Raw genomic sequence first — 18,332 nt, forward strand, 5'->3', positions numbered from 1 at the left:
TGAACCGCACTCCTTTTGTATGTTTCAACACTTTAAAGCACTAAGAGGGACAGTCCCTCTTAGTGCTTTAGTGTAATAAAGTGCCTAGGCTGTTGCTTTGTCCTCTTCTTTGTTTTTGAGGAACATGTAGAATGAGGCACTAAAAATGATGATGTAACCAGCGATGCTCAGGAAATCCGGTATCTGGCCGAATAAGACGATGCTGATGAGCGCTGAGTACACAACGGTGGAATAGAAGAAAATGGATATCTCCTTAGCCGGCGCAAACTTATAGGCGATGGTGATGCCGAACTGCCCAAGGGTCGCAAAAATTCCGGCAAGTATTAAATAGATAAGCTGCTCGATTTCCATTGGTTCATAGAACATGATTACAAACGGCAGAAGTACGACTGTAGAAAAGAATGAAAAGTAAAATACCACTGTATAAAATTTCTCTTTCTGCCCCAATACCCGCAGCACAGTGTAAGCGCCGGCAGCAAACACAGCGGATAAAAGCCCGGCTATATACGGGATGATATCTACAGAAAATTGAGGCTTGATAATGAGAAGTGTTCCGAGAAATGCAATGATGATGGCAATGATCTGGAACGACCTGGCTTTTTCTTTCAGAAATATGGCCGAAAAGATGATGGTCAGGAAAGGACTCAATTTATTGAGCATATCTGCATCGGAGAGTACAAGCTCATCGATGGCATAAAAGAAAAACACAATTCCGAGTGTCCCGAGGGCTGAACGCAGGAGCAGGATCTTCTGATTTTCTTTTTTACCAAAAAATCTTTCCTTGTAGTAAAGAACGAAGCCGAATGAAATGATTGCGGAAACAAGGTTTCGGAACAGTGTTTTTTGAACGGTCGGCAAATCTCCAGACAGCTTTACAAAAGCAGCCATCATCGCAAAACCGAACGATGAAACGAGCAGGAGCAGGATGCCTTTATTTCTATTAGTCATGTTGTCCTCCAAAAAAGGTGATATAGAATCCAGTACAGTCCTTCATACTGACCAGATAGTAAAAGAAACTGCCTGAGACGGCAGTTTCCATAAGCGTATATTTTCCAGTAATCACTATATCAAATGAGCTACTTAAAAGAAAGCTTCTCGCTCCAGCCATGCAGCAATCGTTCAAATTTTGGGAAGAAAAACTGGACGATAAACCCAAGTGACAGTGTAACGATGATGGTCCCGATTCCGACTGCACCACCGAACGCCACCGCCAGTGCGAGCGCCAGTCCTTCACTGATCATGCGTGAACTCCTCAGGCTTAACCCAAACCTTTCTGATATTGCAATCATGATGGTATCCATTGGGCTGGAAGGGAACTTGGCCTGCAAGTATACCGCGACCCCGATGCCGAGCGCGAGGATCCCAACCGCAAGTGCGGCCCATTGAACCCCTGGATTTTCCGGTGCGAAGTTTTTTAAACCGATCAGCAGCCAGAAATCAATCAACAAACCAATAATGAAGATTGAAAGGGCGGCAAATACTTCCGGTCTCCTTTTCAACAGAAAAGCATTGATGAAGATAAGGATGATTCCATTTATAAAGACGCAGGTACCAACGGTGATCCCGAACGTCGTGGATTCTCCGACTGCCAGTGCATCCCAGGATGATGCCCCTAAATTGGCTTTTATTATTAATGCAACCCCTAATGTCAGGATGAGTAACCCTACAAAGAAAAAAATGATTCGTTCTCTCATAAATACATTCCTTTATGAATTATTTTTACCTGCACGTGAAAAATGCGATAATGAATATATTACATATCCTTTATAGGAAATGCAATGTGAAATTAAACCACTTTGCTTTATCATTTTAAAGCGCTAAGAGGGACTGTCCCTCTCAGTGCTTTAAAGTGGTGAAGTGTACGCTTGTCTCTCTCTCTGAGAAATATATGTAGTTACAGCTAAAATATACAAAGGATAGGATGAAATGATGAAAGATATTATATTGACGGTTCATTCAAAGTTTGAAGATAAATTCAGAAAAGGCTACCCGCTCATCAGTAAAGAGGCTCTTGCCTCAACAGCAGGACTTGAAGAAGAAGGAAGCATCATCAAGCTTGTTGACGGGCGTAAGCAATTTATCGCCAGAGGTTATTACGGTAAACAGAACAAAGGGTTAGGCTGGGTTTTAAGCTGGAAAGAAGAAGAACGCATTGATCAGGGGTTCTTTGAAAGAAAGCTGAAAAATGCCATCAACCATAGACTGCACTTCTTTCAGAGTGATGACACGACCGCTTTCCGGGTGTTCAACGGCGAAGGCGACGGCATCGGCGGCCTGACTATCGATTACTTTGATGGTTACTATCTGATCAACTGGTACAGTGAGGGAATCTATCAATTCAAAAACGATATCATCCTCTCTCTGCAGCAGTTGGCAGATATCAAAGGGGTTTATCAAAAGAAGAGGTTTGCCCAGAGTGGAAAATATATTGAAGAGGACGACTTCGTTACAGGTGAACGTGCCGAGTTTCCGCTCATCGTCAAGGAAAACGGAGTCAACTTTGCCGTCTACTTAAATGAGGGGGCCATGGTCGGTGTCTTCCTTGATCAGCGCGATGTACGAAAACTGATCCGGGACAAGTATGCGAAAGGAAAAACAGTCCTCAATACATTTTCCTATACAGGAGCGTTCTCAGTCTTTGCAGCCGCCGGAGGTGCGGCGAAAACGACCAGTGTCGACCTGGCCAACCGCAGTGAAGCCAAAACCATCGAGCAGTTCAGCATCAACCGCCTTGATTATGAAGAACAGGACATCATTGTCATGGATGTCTTCAATTATTTTAAGTACGCCATTAAAAAGCAGCTGAAATTTGATATGGTCATCCTTGATCCACCAAGCTTTGCACGGTCGAAAAAACACACCTTTTCTGCAGCCAAGGACTATACGGACTTATTGAAACAAACGATTGCCATCACAGAAAAAAACGGTATCATTGTCGCCTCTACAAATGCCAGCAACTTTGATATGAAAAAGTTCAAAGGCTATATAGACAAAGCATTCAAAGAAAGCGGTAGTTCCTATAAGATGATGGAAGAATTCTCGCTGCCTGATGATTTCAGAACGATAAGCCAGTTCAAACAGGGAGATTATCTTAAGGTAGTATTCATTAAGAAAACAGGTTGACTCTTACAGCATCACAGATTTGCAAGTCAGCCAGCGGCATACGGCTCGTTTGCTGAGCAAGTTTCTTGTAAAAGCTTTCGGGGAGCAAGTTTTTTAAGGGGGCAAGTGGTTTGAAGCAAGTGAAAGTGTCTGTCAGAAATCTGGTGGAGTATGTTTATAAAAGTGGAAGCATCGATCAGCGGTTTCAGACGTCCTCGACCATGACAGAGGGTACCCGGCTGCACAAAAAAATCCAGAAGGCTTACAAAGAGGGAGACCTTGCAGAAGAGTTCCTGAGCACCGAGCTGCACTTCAAGGATCTACTGTTCACTGTGGAAGGAAGATGTGACGGCCTGATATTCGATGGAGAAGACGTAACCATTGATGAAATTAAATCAACCCGTTCAAATCTCGGGGAACTTATGGAAGATGCTCATCCTGTTCATTGGGCGCAAGGAAAGTTTTATGCCTACATCTATGCAAAAGATCATCAACTGGAGAAGATCAGTGTCAGGCTCACCTACATTTCCGCAGATACAGAGGAAACGATTCATTACCTGCAGCACTTCACGATGGAACAGCTTGAGGACTTTGCGGAAACAACGGTAAAAGAATACTATCCATTTGCCAAACTGATTTCAGATCATAAAGAGAAGAGAAATCAAACGGCTGCCGATCTTGAGTTCCCGTTTCATGAGTATAGAAAAGGCCAGCGAAACCTTGCCGGCGCTGTCTATAAGACAATAACAGAAAAGAAAACCCTATTTGCGAACGCTCCAACCGGGACGGGGAAAACGATCTCCACCATTTTCCCCAGCATAAAAGCAATGGGGGAAGGAACCGTCGATAAACTATACTACTTAACAGCCAAGACGATCACCCGGACCACTGCCGAAGAAGCATTTGAGCTTTTAGAGGAAAAGGGCTTGTCCGCAAAGACGCTGACCATTACGGCGAAAGACAAGGCGTGCTTAAAAGAAGAAACAATTTGCCAGAGTGATGTATGTCAATTTGCAGAGGGATACTACGACCGGATCAATGGGGCCATATTGGACATCATTGAAAATGAAACACGGCTGACCAGACCTGTGATAGAAAAATACAGCCGAAAACACCGAGTGTGTCCATTTGAATTTTCCATAGACCTTTCTTATATTGCGGACGCGGTCATTTGCGATTATAACTATATTTTCGACCCAAGAGTTTCTTTGAAAAGGCTGTCAGACTCCCAGAAAAAACGGACAGTCCTTCTCACGGATGAAGCGCATAACCTCGTTGACCGGGGAAGGGCGATGTTTTCAGCAGAGTTGAGTAAATCCGCCTTCTTGGAACTTAAGCGGAATTTCAAGGGGATAAACAACGAATTGTATACAAGCTCACATGAGATTAACCGTTTCTTTATCAATTTGCGCAAGCAGTGTGAACAAACAGGAACAACGGTTTATAAAGAACCATTTGCTGAACTGGCAGACCTTCTTCATAGCTTTTTGAAAGCAGCCGAAGCAGAATTGACAGGGCAGAGCGGAGACAGCATTTTGCTTGATACCTATTTTGCTGCTCACACCTTTATTAAAGTCTCTGCATTATACAATGAAAACTTTGTCACCTATGTTGATTGGGGTAAAAGGGATCTGTCACTCAGGCTCTACTGCCTGGACCCGTCTGATCTATTAAGCCATACAAGCAGAAGCTTTTCATCAGCCATCTTCTTTTCAGCGACCCTCCAACCCTTTCATTACTATTTCGAGTTGCTGGGGGGAGGACCTGACGACTACCGTTTTAAAATACCTTCCCCGTTTCCCAGAGAGAACTGGGATATTTACATCAAGCCGCTTTCCACAAGATATAGGGACAGGGAGAAAAGTATCGCCCCCCTTGTAAGTCTTCCACATGAGTTGTTGAAGCAGCGTCCGGGCAATTATCTCTATTTCTTTCCTTCCTATCGATATATGAATGAGGTATATGAAGCCTTTATGGAAACTTCGCCTGATGTTGATGTCATCCTTCAGTCCGCCCAAATGACGGAAGAAGAACGGGAAAGTTTTCTGGATGCGTTCCAGCCAAATCGGAAGTCGTCCCTGATTGGCTTTGCGGTTCTGGGCGGTATTTTCTCCGAAGGGGTCGACCTGAAAGGCGACCGTCTGAACGGCGTTATCGTGGCAGGTGTGGGCCTCCCGCAGCTCGGACCGGAACGGGATATCATCAAAGATCATTTTAATGCATTAGGGAAAAATGGTTATGACTACTCTTATATACTGCCCGGAATGAATAAAGTATTGCAGGCAGGCGGCAGGCTGATCAGGACGGAGGAAGACACGGGGGTAATTGTGCTTGTTGATGACCGATATTTAACCCCGAAATACCAGGCGCTGTTCCCTGAGGAATGGCAGGATTATACGGTGGTTTAGATGGTGACAACGTATTTTTCACCACCATGAGACCAACTAATTTCATTACAGGAGAAAAACTAGTCTTATGAACGAGTGATGAGGCCATCTAATTTTATATTACGCTGTTTTCGTATATATTGTTGCTCTCGGAAAAATCCAAAGAGCCGGATTTTTCCCTTGGAGACAAGGGCTTTTTTCTCTGAACAGGGTGAATTAGCTCTTTTCTTCCTTGTTTATCAGGCTATTTCTGGTTAATTAAGTAGATTTTTTTAAAATTTGTATTAAATAGCAACAAAGTTTACGAAAAAAGCCTTATATTAAGAGAAAAATCGTCGCATAAAAATGGACATTTCCATGGTGTGTTCATACAGCACCACACAATAAAAAGCTTTCTCCAATTCCGGAGAAAGCTTTTTTCCTAACTTTTATTGAAATACCGGGTCCATCAGCATACGGTCCAGCTCTTCCATATGATGCGTTTCGTCGGTAATGAGGTCTTCCAGTTTTACGACCAGTTCTGTGTAACCCAGTTCTTCTGCTTGCTGCTTGCGTTTTTTGTAACGGTCGATTGTTTCTTTTTCCGCTTTGCGGGCTTCCTGAAGCATTTCTTTGACATCATCAGTCTGCTTTACAGGAGCTGGAGTGGTTGTCGGAGTACCGCCAAGTGTTTTGATCTTTTCTGCAAGGTATAGAGCATGCCCTTGCTCATCGCCGACTTCTCCTTCAAAGAACGGCTTTAACACTCCGCGGTGCAGGCCGGAAACGACTGCAGCATAATTTGTATACATAATTTGTGCTGTATATTCGTTTGCCAAGTCTTCATTCAGTCCATCAATAAGTTCTTGTAGTTTTTGATCCATATAAATCCATCCTTCCAATATTGTTCTTATACTTCTTTAATACCCCGTTGAAAAGGGGCTAAACTTGTTCGCTGCCTTTGGAAACGGACTTATAAAATATGAAAAAATTGCAAAGACTAATTTCGAAAGCCGGAGCTGCAGTCAATTGTGCAGACAAGATAGGACCGAGGAGGATTGGATATGAGCAAACCAGGAAGACAGAATTTGGAACAAACTTCACAACAGCTGGCGAAACAGCAAGGGAAGAATGACGTGGAATTTAGTACGGATGACTTCCAGACTGGAAACAGCCAAAGCCAGAGCCAAAAGAAAAGTGGGAAACAAAAAAACAAAAAATAAAGTGAATACCAACGCCGAGGATAGAAAATCCTATAAGTATGTTAAGGAGGTGTGGAGACATGTCAAGAATTGGAGTAGAAGAATCTCTTCAAAATGTTGTACAAGCACTTCGTGAAAAAGGTCATGATGTTGTGGAACTGAAGCAGGAGTCTGATGCGCAAAATTGTGACTGCTGTGTAGTGACGGGGCTGGATTCCAATGTAATGGGGATCTCAAACGCAGTTACACAAGGTTCCGTTGTTGAAGCTAACGGGTTAAGCGCAGATGAAGTATGTCAGCAGGTGGAAAGTAAACTGCGTTAATACAAAAAAGCAGCGGCCTGCCGGTTCGTGGGGTTCTGAAGGAAATCAGTATCCCAGGAGAGAAAGTTCATCTGCAATTGGCTTGGCACTGGCTGCTGAATCAAGATAAGCGAAATCAGGGACGTCATTACATAACCCTTGATTTCGCTTTTTTATTTTCTGCATGAGAACGTATCCTCTGTATACAGCAGGCACCTGATCAAGCATTTTTCCAAATAAAAAAGGAGACTGAATCCAGTCTCCTTTTACACTAATCAGTGTTTTATCAGACCGTTAATGACAATTGGGCCTGCTGCAAATAATCCATCAACAGGTCAGGCGCAGTCAGATACAAGAGGCCGTTGCCTTCCAACGCTTTTGGGTATCCAAGTGGAATGGTCCGTTTCACAAGCTGAGCATATAATTCGCATTCTGATAAACTCCGGTCAAAGCTTGATTCCTCCAGAAGCTTGATTAAGGCTAAGGCCCCAGATACGTGAGGTGCGGCCATGGATGTGCCACTGAACTTAGCATATTTTCCACCCGGTATGGTAGAAAGGATATTTTCACCTGGCGCTACGAGATCGACTTCGTTATTGGAGTTGGTAAAGTAAGAAGACTTTCTGTCAAAGTCGATGGCTCCGACTGAAATTACTTCGTTATAAGAGGCTGGGTAAGAGAACTCATCTGTTGCAGCATTTTCATCCCCCTCGTTACCGGCAGCGCAGACAACGGAGATGTTTTTAGCCACAGCCTGCTTGATGACTTCCTGAAGGGGTGGGTAATCAGCAGGACCGCCCAGCGACATGGAGATGACGTCCACCCCTTGATCGATGCTATATTGAATTCCATCGACAATCCAATCATACTTTCCGCTTCCCTGTTCTCCAGCCAGGACTTTGATAATCAGCAGGTTGGCTTCGGGTGCAACTCCGACAACCCCTTGTCCATTTTCAGTGGCTGCGATTGTCCCAGCGACATGTGTACCATGGCCGTTATAGTCTGTCACATTGTCTTCCTGACCATCGTCGTCATCGGTGAAATTGCGTGTGCCGACGATTCTTCCTTTCAGCTCCTCATGGTGGACATCACACCCTGTATCAAGCACAGCGATAGTAATGCCGGTTCCTTTCACTCCAGCTTTCCAAACTTGAGGGGCTTGTACCATATCGACCCCTGTCGGCATTTCGGAAGCAGTTTCCATGATTTCTTCTTTGACATAAGGAATTAATCTTATAGTACTCTTCATAAGCATTCCTCCTAAAGTCGTAGTAAAAACTGAACTTTCTGAAAATATATCATATATATTGACGGGATAAAAGAGATAATAGTTGTGTTTTCTAAGTTCAATCTAGGTAACTGGAAATAATGTTTTTAGAAATTATTACCATTAAATTCATTGATAATTGTACAGGTTGGTTAATATTATAAAGAGCGGGGCGGAATGAATGATGGAACGGTGGACTACAGTGTTTTGCGAACTTTCAAATGATTAAAGTCTGAAGTCAAGTCAATCTTTATGAGTATATTTATCTTTAATCAAGATTTAAGAATGCCTAATACCTTTGAGTCTATATGAATCGTCCTTTGATAGAGTAGAGAGTTGTTAACTTGTTAGTATTATTTTAAATTGGAGAATTCTTTGTTTATTAACCCTTGATATTACCGATACAAGTGGGATTGAAGCGGAAGGTGTGTGACCTCCTGCGGGATCAGCGGACAGGTGAGACCCCGCAGGCGAAGCTGAGGAGGCTCACCGCCCGCCCCGCGGAGTCACGCACCTGGAGCGGAAATCCGGCTTATCAATAATTTTAACAGTAGGAAGGTAGAGGGGGGGAACACAGTTTTAAAAGAGGCCTTAAAGGTAACAGAGCATTTCACAGAAGAATTCAGTACAAGTATCGACAAGGTTACGGTAGAAATCATCGACGAGAGAGAAAGATCACATCCGGAGATTCATTATAATCTAAGGAAATAATCTCGAAACAGGATGGGTACTGCGTTATAATAGAAAGGAAGACTAGCAACTTTTTGAAAGAGAGTGGAAAACATGGGGCGTAAGTGGAATAACATTAAAGAAAAAAAAGCTTCAAAAGACGCAAATACGAGTCGTATTTATTCTAAGTTTGCAAAGGAAATCTATGTAGTCGCTAAACAGGGTGAACCGGATCCGGAATCCAATCAGGCTTTGAAGTTTGTTCTTGAACGTGCCAAAACATATAATGTACCACGTAATATTATTGACCGTGCGATTGAAAAGGCGAAAGGCAGCACAGAAGAGAATTTCGACAAGCTGCGCTATGAAGGATTCGGGCCGAATGGATCCATGATCATCGTGGACGCGCTTACCAATAACGTAAACCGTACAGCTTCTGAAGTGCGTGCAGCTTTCGGTAAAAACGGTGGAAATATGGGTGTCAGCGGTTCTGTGGCATACATGTTTGATTCCACGGCTGTAGTCGGAATTGAAGGAAAGAGCGCAGAGGAAGCACTTGAAATCCTTATGGAAGCAGACGTTGATGCAAGGGATATCCTTGAAGAGGGTGACGCGGTCATCATCTATGCTGAGCCGGATCAATTCCATGCAGTTCAGGAAGCATTCAGAAATGCAGGAGTAACAGAATTCACGGTTGCAGAGTTGACTATGCTTGCTCAAAGCGATATCAGCCTTCCGGAAGACGTTCAGGAAGAATTTGAGAAGTTGATTGATGCGATTGAGGATCTGGAAGATGTTCAACAGGTTTATCACAATGTTGATTTAGGTGAGTAACTTCAATAATAAATGCCCTTCCCGGCGGGAAAGGCATTTTTTTATTGAAAGTGTTTTTCAATATACTTCTGTTCTTCAGCAACGGAGAGCACGCCGGTTGCTTTACCGATTGTTCCGCCCTGAAGCCGCCAGATGGTATTGTGGTCTTCATCGGCTTCGGAAAAATCTCCTTCTTTCCAGCCGTACAATATGTCGAGATACACATGGGATTGTTTATAGTTCCCTTGTTCCACTACATTGATTAAATGATCGATACGTTCAGGCGTTATTTCCAGACTGCCCCACTTTGGAGTCGCTTTCACTTTTTGGTGGCTCATATCATGGATTTTTTGCTGAAGATCTTCTTCACTCAATGTGTTTGGGATCTCATCTTCCCGAATGCTGTTTGAATCGTCTTGACCGGCGCCCGCTTCATAGTATTCCGTTTCCTCATTTCCATCTTCGGAGGATGATTGTGACACTTCATACCAAAAGATAAACCCCAGGATACCTGCCACGAGAAAGACCGAAATAAACCCAATCCATTTTAAACTCACTAACATCAGCTCCACTTTTTACTTTTATCAGAAAATCCTGATGCTGCTGACTTCTGCAACTAAAAAATATACTCTCTTACACTATTATCCATCTACTTCCATATTACCTCCTTACCTGGTAAAAAAACGGATAGTTTTTTAATTTGCGAAAAAATTTAAATGAAGTGCAGGTCATCTGCCATGTGAAAAATAAATAGGGGGTGAAGAGGGGAAGGCTGATCTACTTAAGAGGACTCAGCAGCAGGCTTGACCTCGTACGAATTCTTTTAATGAATTCATGAAAAAAATCACATAATACTTCCATTTCAACAAGGGAAGAGAAAGGAGACTTAAAATAAGGGGAATTTTTTCCGCTAAACTGTAGAATTTAGCTGGAGAGAGATAAATAAGGTGAAGAATTTACCGTTAATTATGCTCAGTAATCCAATTTTCATGTTTTTTTAGTTAGTAGTGGAAGATTTTCCCCTTATTTGACCCATTTTCCTCGACAATTCTTCTATAAGGGGAAATTCTTCCCTTATGATATGATCTCATTGTGCTTTTACTATTTTGGTCCTTGCTTCCATGGTGGAGGAGGCCTGGAATAAAGAATCGCCTAGTGTACAAACGAAGAGCTTAATTTGAAGTTAAGATATCTTAATCTCTATAAAAACGAATTAACCATAGTGGATAAAATCCGTTATGGTTTTTTTATACCATTCCGTATGTGAATTCGCCACGTAAATCAAAAGACTGCAAAATATATTTCAGTATTGCGAAAACGTATACGGTTTTAGATACGAAAACACATTGGAAAGTAAAAGATATGCTGTACTAACAATAAAAAATAGCATACGAATAATGGTGCGAATTCGTATGCTAAAGACTATGAATTTTTATGGTTTGTACCTCTAAATTGAACTACATAGCCATAAGCGACGCTTGCCTTTCTTCAAACTTACAAGTCGAGAATCTTTGGTTCTTCGCCGTTATTCATTAAACGGTACTGAGAAGGATGAATTTCAAGGATGATCAAGTCCGGGTCGTCCGGTCCTTTGAACCATCTTTCCATTTCGTCATTCCACAGCTTTTTCTTTAAGCTTTCATCTTTACTGATTTCCACTCGTCCTTCCACTTCTACATAAGTGTCTCCGAACCCTTTCCCTTCATATCCCAGTAACACGTGGACATTTGGATTCTGCTCAATTTCATCCGCTTTATGGGTTTCACTGCTGGTCGGTGTATAGAGTGTCAGGTCATCATTGAAAAAAGTCATATATCGGGAATGAGGTTTGTTCCCCACAACAGTAGCGAGTGTTCCTACCATACTGTTATCAAGGACATCTAGAACTTCCTGCTTCAGATCAGTCTGTGTCACAATCTCATCTCCTTTGGTTAAATTCACTTGTACCTATTCCTTTGAGAGCGGATTCGTAAACATTTTGATGTGCGTGTAGGCATACATTGATATAAATAAGACAAATGGAAACACACAAAAAATCTTACAAAGACGTGGTGAGAGTAAAAAAAGCGTTCTAAGACGGCAAAAAAGGGGAATGTCCAGTGGGGTTCATAACAGATTTGGTGAACGCATTAAAAAACAGCAAATTCGCAAAGAGTGTTATGGTTCTTTCAGCGGGTACGCTGGTGTCCAACAGCCTGATTCTCCTTTCAACCCCCATACTGACTTATTTGTATACCCCTGCCGAATTTGGCATATTGTCTATATACCTCTCGTTATTATACAGTTTGAAGGTTGTTGTATCTCTTTTATATGAAGAAGCCATTCCCCTTCCGAAAAGTGAAGAAGAAGGGTTTCACCTGCTGGGATTATCCTTAATCATTGCTTTTATTTTCAGTGTATTGGTTTGGGTCAGCGGTAGTATGCTGCCGGTTGGTTCCTGGTTCAATGCCCCAGTCCTTGATCATTATTCATGGATGCTTGCCATCAGTCTGCTGGGGATTGGCTTTTATGAAGCATTCAATTTATGGTCGGTCAGAAAGGAGTCCTTTAAAACGATTTCCAGTGCTAAAGTCAGCATGAACTCAGGACAGACAGCCTCTCAAGTCTTGCTGGGACTTTTTAATTTTAATTTCATAGGTTTGCTCGTTGGAGATATGGCAGGAAGGTTGACGGGTTTCGCCGCTTTCTTAAAGCTTTTGATTAAAAATAAGGAGTTACCCTCATTCAGCGTATTAACAATATCTGGGTTAATACGTGTAATGAGGAGATACAAGAAATTTCCCCTTATCTCAAGTTGGTCGAATATTATTGAAAGTGTATGCGATCAGATTCCAACTTTTTTTCTTGCTGCTTTTTTTGGCCCTGAAGCAGCAGGACTCTACTTATTGGCTCAGAAGATATTGATCATTCCGGAAGGGCTTATCAGCTATCCTGTTTCACAGGTATATGTCTCACAGGCTGTCCAATATTTAAGAGATGAGAAGAAGAAATTACTGCAACTATTTAAGAAGACGATACAGAAAATGGCTTTCATCAGTTTTACTGTAGTGGGTTTAATTGTCCTCATCACCCCTTTTCTCATTGATCTGATTTTTGGGGAAGAGTGGAAGGGGGCAGGAGGATATTTACAGGCGGCGGCTTTGTACAGTGTTTCTCGCATGGTTGTAATGCCGGTATCTAAAATTTTTTATGTAGTGGAGGCACAGATTCACCAAATAGTGGGAAAGGTTATTTCCCTATTACTGATGATTTCTGCGATATGGGTGTGCGCTGTTTATATTGAGGATCCAGTATTGTCGATATTTTGCATATCTATTTTTGCCGCAATTGGTTACATCATTTATGGGTTGTTCGCCTGGTTTGCCATGAATAAAAAGCTTAGGGTAAGGGAGGAGGATGGCAGTCATGGAAATTAATGAGTCGAGGGGGGGCTGGGCGCTTAGATTCACTTTCATTATCATGATGTCAAGCTCCTATGTTCTGGTGGAACCCTCTCCTTATGATTTACTCATGGTCTTGTTGATGGTGTTATGTTTAGGTGGATCGGTTTACCTATTTCCACCGGAATTATCGACTCCTCTCTTGTTGTTATGCCTTTTTTGCATTGTAAATTTGTTTTCTTTAATCTTTGCAGTTGATATTCCTAGGGCGGTTTATTATTTTGCCATCACTCTGTATCTTATTTTTTCTTGGATCTGTTTGACAGGTCTGTCTGGCCGGTTCAAGGAAAGGTTCCTGATAAGTGCATTCCAGGGATACCTGGTTGCTGCCATTATAGCTGCGGCAGTCGGCATACTGGCTTATTTTCAGGTTTTACCAAATGGAGATTCGTATCTGATGTTCGGCAGAGTCAAATCTTTATTCAAAGATCCCAATGTTTTTGGGCCCTTTATCACAATTCCAACTTTGTATGCACTATACAAAGTTGAAGTCTCTGCTGGTAAAAAGAAGCTCATGTATTTAACGGTCTTCCTCTTGTTATTGACGGGGATTTTATTAAGTTACTCAAGGGCTGCATGGGGCGCCATGGTTATAATGGTGTTGTGTTATTTCAGCTTTTTGAGCAGTGTTCCTCTTAAAAAGAGGATGATCACGATTGTCCTTATCTCACTATTTGGTGTGCCTTCCTTTTTCTATCTTATTAATACACCGTTGATTGAAAACTTATTGCAAGAACGGTTAAGTTTGCAAAACTATGATGGTGACAGATTTGAGAACCAGAAACAAGCTTTCACTCTTGGTTTCTCCAGTTTACTGGGAGCAGGGCCGGGACAGACGGAACACATCCTCAGCCTTTCAGCTCACAGTCTATTTGCTCGGATTTTAATGGAGAATGGGCTTATCGGGTTTCTTTCTTTTATGCTTTTTCTTCTGGTTACCCTAATAAAGTCCTTGGTGAACATTTTAGTGGCAGCGAAGAAATATGAAGGGCTTTATATTATCATTTTCGCTGCCATGCTGGGTCTGATATTCAACAGTATCTTTGTTGATACCCTGCATTGGCGGCATTTTTGGATTGTATTGGCGCTTGCTTGGTGTCCAGCTGGGCTGCGTAATGGGGAGTAAGGTACTTTCAGAGTGTACTCATGTCCAGCAGCTCAGCAATTGGCTTCTCGAAAACAGGTCTAGGCAGGGATGACTGCTTAGTAATGTATACCCTGTTATTTAATTATTTCTTTCACTCTGCCCACTTGTCCATCCGTAAGGCGGACTTTGATGCCGTGCGGGTGTGTCGGAGAATTCGTAAGGATATCTTTTACAGTCCCTCTCGTTGTTTTGCCGGATCTCTGGTCTTTTTTTAACACGATATTTACTTCGATTCCTGGTGCGATATTGGCACGCTTCTGGCCGTCCATTTAAATCCCCGTCCTTTTCTTTTGGTTGTTCGGTTTTTTTGTAAGCTGGCTTTTTAGCGGCTGTGTCGATTTTACGATGCCGGTCTGTTTTCCGCCGGACTGCTGTTTTTTCTGGGCCAGTTTCTCTTTCATTGCTTGTGCAAGGTTGATTTTCTTTTTCTCCGATGATGACATGAACAGTTCTCCTTCAGTTGTTTTCTCTATTATAGGCTAAACTTCGACAAGAAGTAAGTTATTCACGCAACTGGGCGTTTTTACATATCATAGATGGCAGAAGTGTAAGTGGAGGAGTGTAGTAAAGATGACTTATTATTATGGTTTCCAGCAAGGGTATCACTATGGGTATCCGCCGTATAGAAGCGTTCCTTCTATTTCCTATGCCCAAATTGAAGGTGGCCCTTTGGCACCTAACTTGAAAGGGTATGTTTTTTTTAGGCAAGTTCCTAATGGGACGGAGGTTCATATAGAGGTAAACGGTCTGCCGGAATTCAAGGAGGGGAAAGGAGATCAAAACCCAATCGGCCCTCATGGATTTCACCTTCATGAAAGTGGGAGCTGCGAAGTGGGAGATGAAAAGGAACCATTTAAAGCGGCAGGGGGGCACTGGAATCCGACCGATCAGCCTCACGGAAATCATGCTGGTGACTTTCCGGTGTTATTTTCAAATAACGGGTATGCCAGAATGGCGTTTTTCACAAATAAATTCAGTCCAAAAGACGTAGTCGGGAAAGCAGTCATCATCCATCAAAATCCGGATGATTACCGGACTCAGCCGGCAGGGGACGCAGGAAAAAGGCTGGCCTGCGGCTCCATTGTAAAATACCAATGATTCATTCTGAAGGAGTACTGCAGTACAAGGTATTCTTTTTGTTCAAGGGGAAAATCCAGATCCTTAAATTTTTTCGATAGCAACAATCTATATGAAAATAGCTTTCTATAAAAAAAGCTCAGATCAAGTCTGAGCTTAAAGTGCATACAAAATCATAATTAAGCTGATCACAGAGACCGTGACGGATGCTACAAGCCCGGCTATCAAAGGTTTGAACCCCAATTTGGCAAACTGTTTAAGGTTCACCTGAAGACCGACAGCTCCCATCACCATGATAATGATAAACTTGGCGGTCTCTGTCACAATCTCTTCCAAAGAAGAAGGAATAACTCCGAATGAGTTAATGACGCTTACTCCCAGAAATAAGAGGACAAACCAGGGAAAAGCCTTTTTAGCAGCTTGAGACCCATTTTGTTTCTCGCTCTTTAACAGAAGCGGAAGTACCAGGATAAGCGGGAGGAGAAACAGTGTTCTCGCCAGTTTAACTGTAGTGGCTACCTGGCCGGCTTCATTTCCATACACATAACCGACAGCAATGGACGAAGAGGTATCATGAACCGCCGTTCCAGCCCAGATTCCAAACGATGTAGAGGTAAGGTCAAGGATATGACCGATTACCGGATAAAGGAAAAAAGCAATGAGATTAAAGAAAACGATGATGGAAATGGCGTAGGCTGTTTCATTGTCATCTGAGTCAATAACCCCTTTGACGGCAGATATTGCCGTTGCCCCGCAAATACTTGTTCCTACACCTATAAGTAAAGTCAGCTTCCGATCCATCTTCAGCAGCTTGCCGAACCAGACGGTGATGACAATTCCCAAGATGACGGAAACCAGAATAATCAGCAAAGACTGCCGTCCGATATACAGGATATCAGCAAAGCTGAGGCTGACGCCAAGCATGACAACTGCCGCTTTTAAAAGTTTCTTCAATGTTAGCGAGAGTCCAGGCTGGAAGACCTGATGGACCCCGGTCGTGTTATTGATTATGATACCGATCATAATGGCAAATAAAATACTACCTACGAGAGGGAAAAGGGAACCGAGATATTTGGAAGCCCCTGCTATCCCTGCCAATAAAAGAACACCGCTGCCCCATTTTGGAAACCGCGCAGTCAGTGTGTTGTTTAAAATGTAATGCAATATATTCACTGCTCCTCTTAGCTGATATGCACTTAAAGTTCATTGGAAATTATACATTAGTATATTAACAGAAGTTAGAGGGAATTAGTTCAATTTCTTGATATCAGAAATGATTTCATCAAAAGGTGGATCACTGACACCTTCGTATTGTTTAAGGACGATACCAGTTTCACTCACTAAATAAAAGGAAGTACCGTGCACGAACTGATCGGAGCCTTCCGCTTTGGCTGCGGGTGTATTGAATGAACGGTTAGCAAACAGTTCAATTTCTTCCTGGGTATAACCGGTGAGAAATTCCCATTGCCCCATATCCGCATTATAGCGCTTGCTGTATTCTTCCAGTACTTCTGGAGTGTCATTTTCCGGATCTATACTGAATGAAACCAATTTAACATTCATCTCCACACCGCTTTCTTTCAGTTTCTCTTGCAGTTGTGCCATGTTTGCGGTCATCGGAAGACAAACGGTATCACAGTTAGTAAAAATAAAATCCGCAATCCAAATGTGGCCTTCCAGGTCTTCTAACATAACGGTCGCGCCGTCCTGGTTGATTGCCGTGAAGTCCTCCACTTCCATACTCATTGGAAAAGAATTTTCAATTTCCTGCTGGCTGGTACAGGCAGTAAGAAACAGTCCTGCCAATAAGAGGAGTGCGTTTTTAAACCACTTCATCTATCTTTTTCCTCCTTAAAAACGGCTGACCCGAATACCAGGATCAGCCGCGAATGATTATTGGATAAATTGTTTGTCAATCAAGTCAGAGAAGTCTGGTTTTTCTTTTAGGAACTTCAGCTCATAAGAGGAATCCGCAAAAGCCTGGATTGCTTCTGAGTCCACTTCATAAGTGAATCCGATTCTTTCCCAAGCACTGTCAACAACTTCTTTGCTCAATTCTTGTTTTGTTGTTTCTTTAACATCTTTGATTGTGATTTGTTTTGCATCTTCAGGATGTTTTTGAATAAATTCTGTTGCTTTTTTATGAGCATCCACAATGTTCTGGATACGCTCAGGATTATTCTTGATCATTTCTCCTGAAGCAACCAGTACAGATGCAGGAAGAGTTTCTCCGAATGAGATTTCATCCGCATTGATGATCACTTTCGCACCGGTTTCCTGTTCAAGGACAGCCGCCCAAGGTTCAGGGGCTACGGCGATATCCACTTTGCCGGTTTCAAACATCGCTTGATACTGTGCTGGGTTGCCAGTGATGTGTTTCATTGTCCCGCCGATTCTTTCAGACGTGATCCCCATATCTTTAAGGAACGTTTCAACTTGCACGTCATGTGTACAGCCTACACGCGGAGTGATGAATGTTTTGCCAGGGAAGTCTTCGACCGATTCAATACCGCTGTCAGCGCGGGCAAGAACGACAGTCCCGCCGGTTGAAGCGCCAGCAATAATCTTTACATCAGCACCAGTTGAGTAATTGTTCATAGCAGGTCCTGGTCCTACAAGTCCTGCATCGATTTCTCCCGTCTTAAGAGCCGTCATGAAGGAAGCTCCATCAGGGAAAGTCTTGTATTCTACTGTTGTTCCATCACCAAGTTGTTCTTCATAGTAACCTTGGTCTTTGGCAACCATCGCCGGAACGTGGTTGATGTTAGGGAAGTAACCGATGGTCACGACTTCACCGCCGCCTGATTCACCAGCAGAGTTTGAAGCAGTTCCGCACCCGGCAAGAAGCCCGGCGAAAGTTAGTAATACCGTAAAGAATACGAGTGCTTTTTTCATAGTTATACCTCCTGATAATTTTTGAATTTTTTATCGTTATAAAAAGGTGTGT

The 18,332-nt window shown here is 42.7% G+C and carries 19 protein-coding genes; 8 read left to right on the plus strand and 11 right to left on the minus strand.

All coding sequences use genetic code 11. The features are described from left to right. Positions 1-84: 84 nt before the first annotated feature. Positions 85-948, minus strand: a complete 864-nt coding sequence (locus tag V1502_RS03620) for a DMT family transporter (protein ID WP_409253033.1) — start codon at positions 946-948, stop codon at positions 85-87. Between the two features lie 128 nt (positions 949-1,076). Next, positions 1,077-1,694, minus strand: a complete 618-nt coding sequence (locus tag V1502_RS03625; protein WP_409253034.1) for a YczE/YyaS/YitT family protein — start codon at positions 1,692-1,694, stop codon at positions 1,077-1,079. A gap of 232 nt (positions 1,695-1,926) precedes the next feature. Between V1502_RS03625 and V1502_RS03630 the strand changes: the two genes are divergently transcribed. Together V1502_RS03630 and V1502_RS03635 are read left to right on the plus strand one after the other, a co-directional pair. Further along, complete coding sequence (locus V1502_RS03630; RefSeq protein WP_409253035.1) at positions 1,927-3,123, plus strand: class I SAM-dependent rRNA methyltransferase; 1,197 nt, start codon at positions 1,927-1,929, stop codon at positions 3,121-3,123. A gap of 110 nt (positions 3,124-3,233) precedes the next feature. Then, positions 3,234-5,510: an ATP-dependent DNA helicase gene (locus V1502_RS03635; RefSeq protein WP_409253036.1), complete on the plus strand. Its 2,277-nt coding sequence runs from the start codon at positions 3,234-3,236 to the stop codon at positions 5,508-5,510. Between the two features lie 407 nt (positions 5,511-5,917). On the opposite strand, the gene V1502_RS03640 is transcribed toward V1502_RS03635, so the two are convergent. Then, positions 5,918-6,352 (minus strand): ferritin-like domain-containing protein, encoded by a 435-nt coding sequence (locus V1502_RS03640; RefSeq protein ID WP_409253037.1) that lies wholly within the window; start codon positions 6,350-6,352, stop codon positions 5,918-5,920. A 180-nt stretch (positions 6,353-6,532) separates the two neighbouring features. On the opposite strand from V1502_RS03640, the gene V1502_RS03645 reads away from it, so the two are divergent. Both V1502_RS03645 and V1502_RS03650 read left to right on the plus strand, forming a co-directional pair. Next, complete coding sequence (locus V1502_RS03645) at positions 6,533-6,691, plus strand: hypothetical protein (protein ID WP_409253038.1); 159 nt, start codon at positions 6,533-6,535, stop codon at positions 6,689-6,691. 59 nt (positions 6,692-6,750) lie between these two features. Continuing rightward, positions 6,751-6,993, plus strand: coding sequence for a YkuS family protein (locus V1502_RS03650; protein ID WP_409253039.1), 243 nt, complete (start codon positions 6,751-6,753; stop codon positions 6,991-6,993). Between the two features lie 265 nt (positions 6,994-7,258). Here V1502_RS03650 and V1502_RS03655 read toward each other — a convergent pair whose 3' ends face one another. After that, positions 7,259-8,221 carry a S8 family peptidase gene (locus tag V1502_RS03655; protein WP_409253040.1) on the minus strand — a complete coding sequence of 321 codons (963 nt, stop codon included), beginning with the start codon at positions 8,219-8,221 and terminating at the stop codon, positions 7,259-7,261. An 801-nt stretch (positions 8,222-9,022) separates the two neighbouring features. Here V1502_RS03655 and V1502_RS03660 point away from each other — a divergent pair. Then, on the plus strand, positions 9,023-9,742 hold the full coding sequence (locus V1502_RS03660) for a YebC/PmpR family DNA-binding transcriptional regulator (RefSeq protein ID WP_409253041.1): 720 nt from the start codon (positions 9,023-9,025) through the stop codon (positions 9,740-9,742). Between the two features lie 41 nt (positions 9,743-9,783). Here the strand turns inward: V1502_RS03660 and V1502_RS03665 are convergent, their stop codons facing one another. Then, positions 9,784-10,278 carry a DUF6241 domain-containing protein gene (locus V1502_RS03665; protein ID WP_409253042.1) on the minus strand — a complete coding sequence of 165 codons (495 nt, stop codon included), beginning with the start codon at positions 10,276-10,278 and terminating at the stop codon, positions 9,784-9,786. A gap of 937 nt (positions 10,279-11,215) precedes the next feature. Next, on the minus strand, positions 11,216-11,635 hold the full coding sequence (locus tag V1502_RS03670; RefSeq protein ID WP_409253043.1) for a pyridoxamine 5'-phosphate oxidase family protein: 420 nt from the start codon (positions 11,633-11,635) through the stop codon (positions 11,216-11,218). Between the two features lie 185 nt (positions 11,636-11,820). On the opposite strand from V1502_RS03670, the gene V1502_RS03675 reads away from it, so the two are divergent. Both V1502_RS03675 and V1502_RS03680 read left to right on the plus strand, forming a co-directional pair. Beyond that, positions 11,821-13,137, plus strand: a complete 1,317-nt coding sequence (locus V1502_RS03675) for a lipopolysaccharide biosynthesis protein (protein ID WP_409253044.1) — start codon at positions 11,821-11,823, stop codon at positions 13,135-13,137. Then, positions 13,127-14,287 (plus strand): O-antigen ligase family protein, encoded by a 1,161-nt coding sequence (locus V1502_RS03680; protein WP_409253045.1) that lies wholly within the window; start codon positions 13,127-13,129, stop codon positions 14,285-14,287. Before V1502_RS03675 ends, V1502_RS03680 begins: the two co-directional genes overlap by 11 nt. A gap of 95 nt (positions 14,288-14,382) precedes the next feature. Here the strand turns inward: V1502_RS03680 and V1502_RS03685 are convergent, their stop codons facing one another. After that, entirely contained in the window at positions 14,383-14,577 is a 195-nt protein-coding gene (locus V1502_RS03685) for a YwbE family protein (protein ID WP_409253046.1), read from the minus strand. After that, a complete protein-coding gene (locus tag V1502_RS03690; RefSeq protein WP_409253047.1) occupies positions 14,578-14,751 on the minus strand; it encodes a hypothetical protein in 174 nt (57 codons plus the stop codon). A 127-nt stretch (positions 14,752-14,878) separates the two neighbouring features. On the opposite strand from V1502_RS03690, the gene V1502_RS03695 reads away from it, so the two are divergent. Next, the gene (locus tag V1502_RS03695; RefSeq protein ID WP_409253048.1) at positions 14,879-15,406 is read left to right on the plus strand and encodes a superoxide dismutase family protein; all 528 of its coding nucleotides are present in this window, start codon (positions 14,879-14,881) and stop codon (positions 15,404-15,406) included. A 135-nt stretch (positions 15,407-15,541) separates the two neighbouring features. Here the strand turns inward: V1502_RS03695 and V1502_RS03700 are convergent, their stop codons facing one another. From V1502_RS03700 to V1502_RS03710, 3 genes are all read right to left on the minus strand, one after another. Beyond that, a complete protein-coding gene (locus V1502_RS03700; RefSeq protein ID WP_409253049.1) occupies positions 15,542-16,558 on the minus strand; it encodes a YeiH family protein in 1,017 nt (338 codons plus the stop codon). A gap of 75 nt (positions 16,559-16,633) precedes the next feature. Then, positions 16,634-17,221 carry an SCO family protein gene (locus V1502_RS03705; RefSeq protein WP_409253050.1) on the minus strand — a complete coding sequence of 196 codons (588 nt, stop codon included), beginning with the start codon at positions 17,219-17,221 and terminating at the stop codon, positions 16,634-16,636. Positions 17,222-17,278: 57 nt separating this feature from the next. Beyond that, positions 17,279-18,280, minus strand: coding sequence for an aliphatic sulfonate ABC transporter substrate-binding protein (locus V1502_RS03710; RefSeq protein WP_409253051.1), 1,002 nt, complete (start codon positions 18,278-18,280; stop codon positions 17,279-17,281). Positions 18,281-18,332 lie beyond the last annotated feature (52 nt).

The organism is Rossellomorea sedimentorum (assembly GCF_046237645.1).
GTDB classification, from domain to species: Bacteria; Bacillota; Bacilli; order Bacillales; family Bacillaceae_B; genus Rossellomorea; species Rossellomorea sedimentorum.